Here is an 11965-nt window from a genome sequence, read left to right on the forward strand (position 1 = left end):
CTTCCGTCGATGGGAGGCCTGGTGAGCGAGCCGTACGGCAAGCCCGAGGGGGTCGAGCTCACCGAGCAGGACGGCATCGGTGTGCCCGACGCCCTGCAGCGGCTGTGGACCCCGCACCGGATGGCCTACATCCAGGGCGAGAACAAGCCGGAGGGCGACGGCAGCGACGGCTGCCCGTTCTGCAGGCTGCTCGACTCGGCCAGGCCGGACCGGGAGACCTTGATCATCGCCCGGGGCGAGCTCGTGTTCGCGGTGCTCAACCTGTACCCGTACAACCCGGGGCACCTCATGGTGCTGCCCTACCGCCACGTCGCCGACTACACCGAGCTCACCGCGGCGGAGACGATGGCGGTCGCGGAGTTCACCCAGCAGGCGATGCGGGTCATCCGCAGCGTGTCCGGACCGCACGGGTTCAACATCGGCCTGAACCAGGGGCCGGTGGCGGGTGCGGGCATCGCCGCGCACCTGCACCAGCACGTCGTGCCGCGCTGGGGCGGTGACTCGAACTTCATGCCGGTCATCGGCCACACGAAGGTGCTGCCGCAGTTGTTGGGCGAGACCCAGGAGCTGCTGTCGCGGGCCTGGGAATAGGATGCCGGGTCTTCTGCGTGCTGGTCCTGGGGCGGAACCTCCAGGAAGGCTCGTGCTCCGGGTGCTCGACATCGAGCAGCCGCCTGCGCAACGTCTCGCCTTCCTCGCACGAGCCACCCTGGAGAACCCGCGGCTGGACCTGTTGCTATGCGGGGTGGCCGGGGCAGCCGGCGCGCCGAAGCGCGACGGGGAACACGCCGGCCCGTGAGCACTGCGCTGCATGTACAGCACGTGAGCGTGTGAAGCGCCGGCGCCGGGACCCCTCCCGGCGCCGGCGCTTCCCGGTTGCGCCCGCTCCGCGCGGGCGGCCGCGTGCGGGGCTCAGCCCCGCTGCTGGGCCTCGATGTCGAGGGTGATGGTGACCTTCTCGCCGACCATGGCGCCGCCCTCCGGGCCGACGCCGAAGTCGCGGCGGTTGATCGTGGTGCTCGCCGACAGGCCGAGCAGCCCCTCGGTGAAACCGCCGGGCTCGACCTCGAGGGTGACGGGCTTGGTCACGCCGCGCAGGGTGAGCTCGCCGTCGACGTAGAAGTCCTCGCCGTCCTGGCGCACCCCGGTCGAGGTGAACGTCATGCTCGGGTGGTTGGCGGTGTCGAGGAAGTCGGCGTTGCGGAGGTGGTTGTCGCGGTCCGCGTTGCCGGTGTTGATCGAGTCGGTGTCGATCGTGGCGGTCACCGAGGAGTCGAGCGGGTCGTTCCCCGTGGTGATCTCGCCGCGGAAGCTGTCGAACCGCCCGCGGGACTTGCCGACACCCATGTGCCGGACGCTGAACTCGACGACCGAGTGCACCGCGTCGATGTCCCAGGTGCCGGTGGTGTAGCCGGGGATCGTGGACGTGGCCGTCATACCGCCTCCTCGCGTGCTGAAGTGGACGTGTCACCTACTTCCAACTCGAGGACCTCGGAACGCATTCCCCGCGCCCCTGCCCGTGAAGGATCTCACAGGGAGCGCCTTCCGCGGGCGGGGCGGGGTGGTGCGGACCTCTCCGGGCCCCGGCGCTGATCGCCCGGGGGCGGCGAGGCGCTAACCTGCGGGCGCACAGGAATCCGCGGACTGCGGAGGATCCCAGGGCACGGGTGCGGACTTCGGGCAATGTTGAACCTATTCGCGAGGGCTTCCCTGGCGCGGCTGACCGGCCCCCTCGGCACGGCGCTGGTGCGCTCGGGGATCACCCCGAACGCGGTGACGGCGACCGGTGCGATCGCCGCCTCGGCAGCGGCGCTGGGGCTGTTCCCGCGCGGGCACTTCGTGGCCGGCACGATCGTCGTCGCCGTCTTCCTGCTGTTCGACCTCGTCGACGGGGCCATGGCCCGCGCCGGCGGCGTCGCCTCGGCGTTCGGAGCGGTGCTGGACGCCACCTGCGACCGCATCGTCGACGGGGTGCTGTTCGGCTCGCTGGTGTGGTGGGCCCTCGTCCACGACGGCAGTCCCGACCGCGGGGCGGGGTTGCTGCTCTGCCTCGTGCTCGCGCAGGTCATCTCCTACGTCAAGGCCCGCGCCGAGGCCAGCGGGCTCTCCGCCGACGGCGGGCTGGCCGAGCGCGCCGAACGGTTCCTCGTGATCCTGGTGGGCACGGGCCTGCACGGCTTCGGCGTTCCGGTCGTGCTCGATGTCGCCATCTGGGGGCTCGCGGCCCTGTCCGCGTGGACGGTGGCCCAGCGGCTGGTCAGCGTCGCCGCGTCCGCGGGCGGCCCCCGGAGGTGACCCCGGTGCCGGGCGGCCGCCGCGCCCGGGGTCCGCGCTCCTCGGCGGACGCGCGGATCGGCGGTTGCGTGCTCGGCCGCACCCGCCGATCCGCGGAGTCCATCAGTCCTGCCGGGTCAGGCTCTCCGGCATGGGCTCGTACCCCTCGAACCGGCGGGTGAACCGGGCGGATCCGGAGCTCAGCGAGCGCACGTTCACCGCGTAGCGCACGAGCTCGCTGGCGGGCACGTGCGCCCGCACGACCGTCCACCCCGGCTCCTCCGGCTCGGTGCCCATCACCCGGCCGCGCCGGCTGGACAGGTCCCCGAGGATCGCGCCGAGGTGCTCGTCCGGCAGGTGCACCTCGACCTCGTCGACGGGTTCGAGGGTGATCAGCCCCGCCTTCTCGGCGGCGGCCTTGATCGCCAGCGCGCCGGCGGCCTGGAACGCGGCGTCGGAGGAGTCGACGCTGTGGGACTTGCCGTCCACGAGCGTCACCCGCACGTCCACGATCGGGCACCACCGGTCGGCCAGCCCCTTGCCGAGCTGGGCGCGCACGCCCTTCTCGACGCCCGGGATGTACTGGCGCGGCACGACGCCGCCGACGATGCGCTCGGCGAACTCCACCCCGGAGCCGCGCGGCAGCGGTTCGACCTCCACGTCGCACACCGCGTACTGGCCGTGTCCGCCGGACTGCTTGACGTGCCTGCCGTGCCCGCTGGTCGCGGCGGCGAAGGTCTGCCGCAGCGGCACGCGGACCGGTTCGGTGTCCACGGTGGCCCCGCCGTCGCGGAGCCGCTGCAGCACCACGTCGGCGTGCGCCTCTCCCATGCACCACAGCACGAGCTGGTGCGTTTCGGCGTCCCGTTCCAGCCGGAGCGTCGGATCGGCGGCGACGAGCCGGTTGAGGTTGCGCGCCAGCGCGTCCTCGTCGCCGCGGCCGCGGCCGATCACCGCGATCGGCAGCAGGGGCTCGGGCATCGCCCACGGCCGCACGAGCAGCGGGTCCGCGGGGGCGGAGAGCGTGTCGCCGGTCTCGGCCCCGGTGAGCTTCGTCAGCGCGCACACGTCCCCGGCCACGCAGCGGGGGACGGGGCGCAGGCGCGAGCCAAGCGGGGAGTACACGTGCGAGACGCGGTCCTCGCCGGCGTGGTCCTCGTGCCCCCGCTCGGCCATGCCCTGCCCGGCGATGGTGATCTCGGTGTCCGGGTGCAGCGATCCGGAGAACACCCGCACCAGCGACACCCGCCCGACGTAGGCGTCCGCGGAGGTGTGCACCACTTCGGCGACCAGCGGGCCGGACGGGTCCGTGTCCAGCGTGCGGGCGGTGTCGGTGCGCAGTTCGACCGCGTCCGGGATCGGTCGCTCCGGCGGGGAGGGGAAGCCGCGGGCGATGCCGTCGAGGATCTCCTCCAGCCCGAGGCCCGTGGCCGAGCAGGTGGGCAGCACGGGGAACAGGCCCCCGCGGGTGACCGCGCGCTCCAGGTCGGTGATGAGCGTGTCCTCGTCGACCTCCTCCCCGGCGAGGTAGCGGTCCATGAGCGACTCGTCCTCGCTCTCGGAGATGATCGCCTCGATGAGCTGCCCGCGGTAGTGCTCGACGCGTTCCGGCGCGATGTCCGGCAGGCTCTCCGCCCGACCGGAGACGGTCTCGGTGATGAGCCCGCGGAGGCCGGTGTGCTCGCCCGCGGCGTCCCGCTGCGGCAGGTACAGCGGTAACACGCCGTCCCCGAACACTCCCTGGCACGCCTCCAGGGCCGCGTCGAAGTCCGCCTGCGCCTGGTCGAGCCGCGCGATGAGCACGGCGCGGGGCATGCCGACCTCGGCGCACTCGTGCCACATCGCGCGGCTGGCGGCGTTGACGCCCTCGGCCCCGGCGAGCACGAACAGGGCCGCGTCGGCGGCGCGCAGCCCGGCGCGCATCTCGCCGATGAAGTCGGCGTAGCCGGGGGTGTCGATGAAGTTGATCTTCAGGTCGCCGTACTGCACCGGCGCCACGGCCATGCCCACCGAACGCTGCTGCTGGGTCGCGGCGGGTTCGTAGTCGCAGACCGTGCTGCCCTCGACGACCGAACCGGGTCGCGCGATCGTCGCGTTCGTCGCCAGCAGCGCCTCCACCAGCGTCGTCTTGCCCGAACCGGAGGGGCCGACGAGGGCGACGTTGCGGATGCCTCCCGGTTCGGCGGGCGCTGGTGCGCCCGCAGCACCGCCTGTTCTGCCGTTGGGTTGTTTGCTGCTCATCGCTGCTCCGCTCGCGGTGTGCCGTCGTGCTTGCGTGTGCCCTCGATCACACCCGGTGTTCATGGGTTGCGCAACAGCGGGAGGCCGCGGATCGGCCGCGCAGGTGGGCGCCTGCGGCGGGGACGGCGAGTGGACTGCTGAAAAAGGGCGGAATTGGCCCGTGAACCAGTCCGGAAAACGGCCTAGCGTGACCGGTGTCCAGGCAGTCTCGAGTGGAAAGGGAACACCGGTGACTACTCCCGCGAACGGGAAGACGGCGACGACCGGTACCGAGGGTGTCAAGCGCGGCATGGCCGACATGCTCAAGGGCGGCGTGATCATGGACGTGGTCACTCCCGAGCAGGCGCGCATCGCCGAGCAGGCCGGGGCAGCCGCGGTGATGGCGCTCGAACGCGTGCCCGCCGACATCCGCGCCGACGGCGGCGTGGCGCGCATGTCGGACCCGGACATGATCCGCGGGATCGTCGAGGCCGTGTCCGTCCCGGTCATGGCCAAGGCCCGCATCGGCCACTTCGTCGAAGCGCAGGTGCTGCAGTCCCTCGGCGTCGACTACGTCGACGAGTCCGAGGTGCTCACCCCGGCCGACGAGGAGAACCACATCGACAAGTGGGCCTTCACCGTGCCGTTCGTCTGCGGCGCCACCAACCTGGGCGAGGCGCTGCGGCGGATCTCCGAGGGCGCGGCGATGATCCGCTCCAAGGGCGAGGCCGGCACCGGGGACGTCGTCGAGGCGACCCGGCACATGCGGCAGATCCGCGCGGACATCCGGCGGCTGTCGGTGCTGTCCGCCGACGAGCTCTACGTCGCCGCCAAGGAGCTGCGCGCCCCGGTCGAGCTCGTGCGCGAGGTCGCCGAGACCGGCCGGCTGCCGGTGGTGCTGTTCACCGCGGGCGGCATCGCCACCCCGGCGGACGCGGCGATGATGCGCCAGCTCGGCGCGGAAGGCGTCTTCGTGGGCTCCGGCATCTTCAAGTCGGGCGAGCCGGCGCGGCGCGCCGAGGCGATCGTCAAGGCCGCGACCTTCCACGACGACCCGGACGTGCTGGCCAAGGTCTCGACCGGGCTCGGGGGCGCGATGGTCGGCCGCAACGCCGACGGTCTGGACGAGCAGCAGCGCCTCGCCCAGCGCGGGTGGTGAGCGCGGCGCGGGCGGGGAGCCCCGGCGCTGTGGTGAGCGCGGCGGGTGCCGGGCTCAGGAGTGCTCCATGACCAGCACCGCCGCGGTTCCCGGCGCCAGCGCTTCGTAGAGGTGCGGCACGTCGCCGGAGAAGGACACGTAGTCGCCCGGGTCGACCTCGACGGGCTGCTCCTGCGGACCGACGCGGGCGCGGCCGGCGGTGAGCAGCAGGTGCTCGACCGTGCCCGGGTTGTGCGCGGCGGCGTGCCGCGGCGCGCCGGGGGAGAGCTCGAGCTGGTACAGGTCGCGCCGCGCCCCCGGCGGGCACGAGGACAGCAGCGCCGCGGCGTAGGGCGACTGCTCGGAGCGCACCATCGGCGCCTCGCCGGCGCGGAGCACGCGCAGGCGGGGCCGCGGCGGGTCGACGAGGCGGCTGAACGGGGTTTCCAGCGCCACGGCGAGGGCCCACAGGGTTTCCACGCTCGGGTTGCCGGTGCCGCTCTCCAACTGGGACAGCGTCGACTTGGCGATGCCCGCCCGGCGGGCCAGTTCGGTCAGCGACATCTCTGCGCGGTCCCGCTCCCGGCGCAGCGCGGCGGCGATCGTGGCGAGCGGGGCGCTGTCGGCCTCGGGCACCGTGCCTCCTCCGGTCCGTTCGTTCGCTGTGGCGAACAGGCGGTCTTCTTTGACGAACACGGTGGCTGTGTTCATCATGGTGAACGTGCGTACGTTACAGCGAACAGCAGCGGTGTGGCGAGACGACGTGGTCCGCAACGCCCTGTCCGTGGCGCTCGCCCTGGGAATCGTCGCCGCCTCGCTCGGCGCGATCGCCGTGACCAGCGGCGTGCCGCTCTGGCTGGTCACCGTCATGGGCGTGCTGGTCTTCGCCGGCGGTTCGGAGTTCCTCGTCGTCGGCATGATGACCGGCGGCGCCTCGGCGGTCACGGCCGTGGCCGGCGGGCTCATGCTCAACGCGCGGCACCTGCCGTTCGGCTTCGCCGTCGGCGGGCTGCTGCGCGAGCACGGCTGGGGCAAGCGCCTGCTCGCCACCCACCTCATGGTCGACGAGAGCGTGGCCGCCGCGCTGGCCCGGCAGGACCCGCACCAACGCGCCCGCGCGTACTGGATCACCGGGATCTGGCTGTACTGCGCCTGGGCACCCGGGGTCTTCCTCGGCGGGCTGCTGGGGCGGGCCGTCGGCGACCCGGAGGTGCTCGGCCTCGACGCGGCCCTGCCCGCGGCGCTGTTCGCGCTCATCACGCCGGCCCTGCGCGAACACCGCGTGCTCCGCGCCGCCGCCCTCGGCGCCGGGCTGGCCGTGCTGACCACGCCCGTGCTGCCGGAGGGGCTGCCCGTGCTGGTGGCGCTGCTCGGCGTGGCCGCCGCGCTGCCGCTGCCCGGGTCCGGCGCGCAGGCACCCGACGGCGGTGAGTCCGCCGCGGCCTCCGGGGAGGTGCGCTCATGACCCTGACCGCGGTGCTGGCGCTGGCCTGCGGCACCTACCTGCTGCGGCTGGCCGGACCGCTGCTGCGCGAGCGGATGCGGCCGTCCGAGCGGTGGGAACGCGGCATGTCGATCGGCGCGATCACGCTGCTCGGGGCCTTCGTGGTCACCAGTGCCGCGTTCGAGGCCGGTGAGTTCGCCGGGGTCGAGCGCGTCGCCGGCGTCGCCGTCGGCGGGGTGCTGGCCTGGCGCCGCGCCCCGTTCGTCGCGGTCGTGGTCGCCGCCGCGGCCACCACGGCGCTGCTGCGGTTGGGGCTGCCGCGCTGACCGGGGCGTTTCCGGGGGCCGGGACGTTTTCCGGTGCGGGACGAACGAGGAGAATGGAGTTCGATGACGACGCGACCGAGGATCGGCGTGCTCGCCCTGCAGGGCGGGGTCGAGGAGCACCTCACCGCGCTGCAGCGGTGCGGGGCCGAGGCTTCACCGGTGCGGCGGCCGAGCGAGCTCGCCGCTGTCGACGGCCTCGTGCTCCCCGGCGGGGAGTCGACCACGATCAGCCGCCTGCTGGCCACCTTCGAGCTGGCGGAACCGCTGCGCGCCCGCCTGGCCGCCGGTATGCCCGCCTACGGCTCCTGCGCGGGCATGATCCTGCTCGCCGAACGCGTGCTCGACGACGAGCGCGGGGAAGACGTGCGGCCCCTGCGCGCGTTGGACGTCGTGGTGCGCCGCAACGCGTTCGGCCGCCAGGTGGACTCGTTCGAGACCGACCTCGAGTTCGCGGGGATCCCCGGTCCGCCCGTGCACGGCGTGTTCATCCGGGCTCCGCAGGTGGCCAAGGCAGGGGCCGGGGTCGACGTCCTGGCGACCGTGCCACCCCCGGACAGCGCCGGCGGCGGGGACGGCGACGATAGGATCGTCGCCGTTCAGCAGGGGCCCGTGCTCGCGACCGCTTTCCACCCGGAGCTGGTCAGCGGTGACGAACGCGTGCACCGCTATTTCGTGCAGACCGTACGCGCGTCCTAGAAGCGGCGGGGAGGGCGCCCGACCCGGCGCGGATGCGTCGTCCGAGGAAGACGGAGGAGAGATGAGCGGCCACTCCAAGTGGGCCACCACCAAGCACAAGAAGGCCGCAATCGATGCCAAGCGCGGCAAGCTCTTCGCGAAGCTCGTCAAGAACATCGAAGTGGCCGCGCGGACCGGTGGTGGTGACCCGGAAGCCAACCCCACCCTGTACGACGCGATCCAGAAGGCGCGGAAGAACTCGGTCCCCCTGGACAACATCGAGCGCGCGCGCAAGCGCGGATCCGGTGAGGAGGGTGGCGGCACCGACTACCAGGCCGTGATGTACGAGGGTTACGCGCCCAACGGCGTGGCGATCCTCATCGAGTGCCTCACCGACAACCGCAACCGCGCGGCCAGCGACGTGCGCACGGTCATGACCCGCGGCGGCGGGTCGATGGCCGACGCCGGCTCGGTTGCCTACCTGTTCACCCGGCGCGGCGTCGTCATCCTGCCGAAGAACGGGCTGACCGAGGAGGACGTGCTCGGCGCGGTGCTGGAAGCCGGGGCCGAGGAGGTCAACGACCTCGGCGAGAACTTCGAGGTCCTCACTCAGCCGAGCGATCTCGTCGACGTGCGCAAGGCGCTGCAGGAAGCCGGGATCGAGTACGACTCGGCGGACATCAGCTTCCTCGCCAGCGTCAACGTCCCGCTCGAGGCGGAGGCCGCCCGCAAGGTGTTCAAGCTCATCGATGCGCTCGAGGACTGCGACGACGTGCAGAACGTCTACGCGAACTTCGACGTCAGCGACGAAGTGATGTCCCAGGTCAGCGCCTGAACGGAAGGTGACCGGAGCTTCTGGCGCCCCGCCGCGCCAGCTGGTGCGGCGGGGGTGCGTGGTGGGCGTTGCGCCTTCGCCGGCTGAACGCGGGGTCCGGAGCTCTGCTGGCCCGGCGCCCCTGCAACAGCTCACCGCCAGCACCCGCACCGACTGCTGCACCCGATCAGCTCCGGCGGCGAGGAGGCCGTCATCGATTTCGAGCAGCTCGGCGCGGCGCAGCGGCCAGCGCTCGTGGGCGTTGGGCAGGTGCCAGGTGCGGCCGAACCGGGCCACGTGCAACCCCCAGCGCGCGGTCAAGAAGGCCTCCAGCCGGCCGTCGAGCGACTCCTCGCCGGGCCGAACGACGACCCGGCTGCGTGCGCGCGCACCTGGCCACCGCAGCCGCGCGGTGTAGGTGCGGAGCGCGCCGGCCGAGCCGTCGCCGTTGTCGAAGCCCATCCGGGCCCACCGGTAGCGCAGCCCGAAACCGACGCGCGCGGCCGTGACGACCGGCGCGCAGTCGGCATCGAGGCTCAGGAAGACCACACCGCGCCGGCCGGTCTCATCCACGGAGTAGAGCCGCACGTTCGTCTCCAGGAAGGTGCCCAGCCACGGAAGCGCAGGTCCGCGTGCGAATCCGTTGCCGACCACCCGGAACAGCACGAGCCCCGCGTAGGTGCGGCCGCCCACGACATCCGGCCGGGTACCACGCGGCAGCAGCGGCGCGACCTGCTCCGGCTGCACTGCCCAGTGCAGGAAGGTGACCTCCCGCCACTGCTGGCGCAGCAGCCGAGGTCGCGTCGGCCTCGGGGCGTCCTCGACGACGGGCTCGGGTGCGGCGTGTGCCGGGTCGGTGATCACGAAGGGCAGGATTCTCCCCTGCGTCCCCGCGAACAAGAGCGCTGGGGTGGCCGGGCCGCGAAGACCTGACCGCCGCGCCCCGCTCCGCTCGGGGTGGATCCGTCCGACAGAATGGCGCGCGTGACCGACAGCGATGCGCAACTGCGCGAGTGGATGGTGCGGACCGCCGAGGAGCACGGGACCGCGGTGCTGCACGTGGCGGGCGACGACTCCGGCGCTCCGTTCGCCTTCTCCGCGGGGGTGTGGCGCCGGTTCGGCAGGCCCGAGGTCGTGGTCATCGGGCTGCCCCGCGACGTGGCGCACTCGGTGATCAACACCTACGCCCGCCGCGTCGCCGCCGGGGAGCGGTTCGTCCCCGGGCAGCTGTACGAGGGCTTCCTCAACGGGCTGCCGGTGGTGGTGGAGAACGTGGCGCACGGGCACTACCCGCAGTTCCTCGGCAGTGCCATGCTGCTCTACGAGGGCGACGACTTCCCCGCCGTCCAGCTCGTCGTGGCCTCCCCGGACGGCAAGTTCCCCTGGCAGGACGACGCGCCGGGCGGCTTCGCCGCCTACCAGCCGGTGCTCACCGGGAGCGGAGCCCCGGAGAGCTGGACACCCGGCGTCACCGGTCCGTGAACCGAGCGCCGCGGGGTGCGTTCGCGGCGGCTCGTGTGCGAGCGGTCCGTGGGCGCCCGGGCGGCTGCGGCTGCTGCACGTGGACGCGCCGCACGCGGGTGCGCCGACCTGCCGCGCCGGTGCGCGGCAGCGCGCCCGGCGCTCCGGTGGTGCAGGGCATCGGCGGCGCAGGGATCCGACGGCGCAGGGTTCCGGTGACGCAGGGGTTCCGGTGGTGCAGGGGTTCCGGTGGTGCAGGTCCCCGGGGAAGCGGCCGCGCAGGGCCCGGAGTGTCGGGAGGGGTGCGACGCGCTCCGTCCGGTAGGGTTCGAACGGACGTTCCCGGTGGCAGTGAGTAGGTGCGGTGTGCGGGTGTTGGGGATCGATCCCGGGCTGACCCGGTGCGGGCTCGGCGTCGTGGACAGCGGGCGCGGTCGCCAGGTGGAGTGCGTCGCGGTCGACGTCGCGCGCAGCTCCGCCGAGTCCGAGCTCGCCGACCGCCTGCTGGGCATCAGCCGGGCGGTCGAGCACTGGCTCGACACCTACGGTCCGGAGGTCGTCGCGGTGGAGCGCGTGTTCAGCCAGCACAACGTGCGCACCGTCATGGGCACGGCGCAGGTCTCCGGCGTGGTCGCGCTCGCGGCGGCGCAGCGCCAGGTGCCCGTGGCGTTCCACACGCCCAGCGAGGTCAAGGCCGCCATCAGCGGTTCGGGCCGCGCGGGCAAGGACCAGGTCACCACGATGGTCACGCGGGTGCTCGGGCTGAGCAGCAAGCCGAAGCCGGCCGACGCCGCGGACGCGCTGGCGCTGGCGGTCTGCCACGCCTGGCGGTCGCCGATGACGGGGCGGCTCGCGAGCGCCGAGGCCGAGGCCGCGCGCATGGCGCGCAACCATCGGGCGCGGCTGCAGCAGGCGGCCCAGCGCGGCGGGCAGTCGGGCACCACCGAGCGGCAGACGAAAGGATTCCGACCATGATCGCCTCCGTGCGCGGGCCGGTCCTGTCCGTGGGGCTGGACCACGCCGTGATCGAGGTCCAGGGCGTCGGCTACGCCGTGCACGCGACGCCCGCGACGCTGGCGGGGCTGCGGCGTGGTGAGGAGGCCCGGCTGTGGACCGCGCTGATCGTCCGCGAGGACTCGCTGACCCTGTACGGCTTCGCCGACCCCGGGGCTCGCGACCTGTTCACGCTGCTGCAGACCGCTTCCGGCGTGGGGCCGCGGCTGGCGCTGGCCGCGCTGGCCGTGCTCGCGCCGGAGCAGCTCAGCGACGCCATCGCCGACGGCAACATCACCACCCTCACCCAGGTGCCCGGTGTGGGGAAGAAGAGCGCTGAGCGCCTCGTGCTGGAATTGCGGGACAAGGTCGGCGCGGTCGCCGGCACCGCACCGGTCGGCGAAGGTGCGCAACAGCTGCGCACCGAGGTCTCCGAGGCCCTCGTGGGGCTGGGCTTCTCGGCCAAGCAGGCCGAGCAGAGCGTGCAGGCCGTGCTCGACGAGACCGACGGGGAGGCGGACACGGCCACGGTGCTGCGCCGGGCGCTGACCACCCTCGGGCCGAGCTAGTCCGGGCCGGCGCGGCGGTGCCGCGCGGCTCGGCGACCCGCCCCGGCAACA

At 73.3% G+C, this 11965-nt stretch carries 13 protein-coding genes and 1 pseudogene; 10 read left to right on the top strand and 4 right to left on the bottom strand.

Annotated elements, in window-relative coordinates; translation table 11 throughout:
* Positions 1-9: 9 nt before the first annotated feature.
* Complete coding sequence (locus ACYVJE_RS14970) at positions 10-591, top strand: HIT family protein (protein ID WP_461144937.1); 582 nt, start codon at positions 10-12, stop codon at positions 589-591.
* Positions 592-912: 321 nt separating this feature from the next.
* Here the strand turns inward: ACYVJE_RS14970 and ACYVJE_RS14975 are convergent, their stop codons facing one another.
* On the bottom strand, positions 913-1437 hold the full coding sequence (locus tag ACYVJE_RS14975) for a YceI family protein (protein WP_461144938.1): 525 nt from the start codon (positions 1435-1437) through the stop codon (positions 913-915).
* A 246-nt stretch (positions 1438-1683) separates the two neighbouring features.
* Here ACYVJE_RS14975 and pgsA point away from each other — a divergent pair, with 246 nt between their 5' ends.
* Positions 1684-2295, top strand: a complete 612-nt coding sequence (gene pgsA / locus ACYVJE_RS14980; protein WP_461144939.1) for a phosphatidylinositol phosphate synthase — start codon at positions 1684-1686, stop codon at positions 2293-2295.
* A 102-nt stretch (positions 2296-2397) separates the two neighbouring features.
* Here pgsA and ACYVJE_RS14985 read toward each other — a convergent pair whose 3' ends face one another.
* Entirely contained in the window at positions 2398-4515 is a 2118-nt protein-coding gene (locus ACYVJE_RS14985; RefSeq protein WP_461144940.1) for an elongation factor G-like protein EF-G2, read from the bottom strand.
* Between the two features lie 229 nt (positions 4516-4744).
* Between ACYVJE_RS14985 and pdxS the strand changes: the two genes are divergently transcribed.
* Positions 4745-5653 (top strand): pyridoxal 5'-phosphate synthase lyase subunit PdxS, encoded by a 909-nt coding sequence (gene pdxS, locus ACYVJE_RS14990; RefSeq protein WP_461144941.1) that lies wholly within the window; start codon positions 4745-4747, stop codon positions 5651-5653.
* A gap of 54 nt (positions 5654-5707) precedes the next feature.
* Here the strand turns inward: pdxS and ACYVJE_RS14995 are convergent, their stop codons facing one another.
* Positions 5708-6346, bottom strand: coding sequence for a helix-turn-helix domain-containing protein (locus ACYVJE_RS14995; protein WP_461144942.1), 639 nt, complete (start codon positions 6344-6346; stop codon positions 5708-5710).
* Positions 6347-6353: 7 nt separating this feature from the next.
* On the opposite strand from ACYVJE_RS14995, the gene ACYVJE_RS15000 reads away from it, so the two are divergent.
* From ACYVJE_RS15000 to ACYVJE_RS15015, 4 genes are all read left to right on the top strand, one after another.
* Positions 6354-7097, top strand: coding sequence for an AzlC family ABC transporter permease (locus ACYVJE_RS15000; RefSeq protein WP_461144943.1), 744 nt, complete (start codon positions 6354-6356; stop codon positions 7095-7097).
* Positions 7094-7402, top strand: coding sequence for an AzlD domain-containing protein (locus tag ACYVJE_RS15005; protein WP_461144944.1), 309 nt, complete (start codon positions 7094-7096; stop codon positions 7400-7402). The genes ACYVJE_RS15000 and ACYVJE_RS15005 overlap by 4 nt, the downstream gene beginning before the upstream one ends.
* A gap of 63 nt (positions 7403-7465) precedes the next feature.
* Complete coding sequence (pdxT, locus tag ACYVJE_RS15010; protein ID WP_459156565.1) at positions 7466-8098, top strand: pyridoxal 5'-phosphate synthase glutaminase subunit PdxT; 633 nt, start codon at positions 7466-7468, stop codon at positions 8096-8098.
* 61 nt (positions 8099-8159) lie between these two features.
* Positions 8160-8912 carry a YebC/PmpR family DNA-binding transcriptional regulator gene (locus ACYVJE_RS15015; RefSeq protein ID WP_459156564.1) on the top strand — a complete coding sequence of 251 codons (753 nt, stop codon included), beginning with the start codon at positions 8160-8162 and terminating at the stop codon, positions 8910-8912.
* 183 nt (positions 8913-9095) lie between these two features.
* On the opposite strand, the pseudogene ACYVJE_RS15020 reads toward ACYVJE_RS15015, so the two are convergent.
* A pseudogene (locus tag ACYVJE_RS15020) lies at positions 9096-9950 on the bottom strand (YqjF family protein); the annotation flags it as partial.
* On the opposite strand from ACYVJE_RS15020, the gene ACYVJE_RS15025 reads away from it, so the two are divergent.
* The 3 genes from ACYVJE_RS15025 (at position 9867) to ruvA (ending at position 11914) form a co-directional block, all read left to right on the top strand.
* Entirely contained in the window at positions 9867-10373 is a 507-nt protein-coding gene (locus ACYVJE_RS15025) for a DUF4262 domain-containing protein (RefSeq protein ID WP_459156562.1), read from the top strand. The pseudogene ACYVJE_RS15020 and the gene ACYVJE_RS15025 sit on opposite strands and share 84 nt — an antisense overlap.
* A gap of 345 nt (positions 10374-10718) precedes the next feature.
* On the top strand, positions 10719-11327 hold the full coding sequence (gene ruvC, locus ACYVJE_RS15030) for a crossover junction endodeoxyribonuclease RuvC (RefSeq protein ID WP_459156561.1): 609 nt from the start codon (positions 10719-10721) through the stop codon (positions 11325-11327).
* Positions 11324-11914: a Holliday junction branch migration protein RuvA gene (gene ruvA / locus ACYVJE_RS15035; protein ID WP_459156560.1), complete on the top strand. Its 591-nt coding sequence runs from the start codon at positions 11324-11326 to the stop codon at positions 11912-11914. Before ruvC ends, ruvA begins: the two co-directional genes overlap by 4 nt.
* Positions 11915-11965: the final 51 nt, after the last annotated feature.

It is taken from the genome of Salinifilum aidingensis (assembly GCF_054782015.1).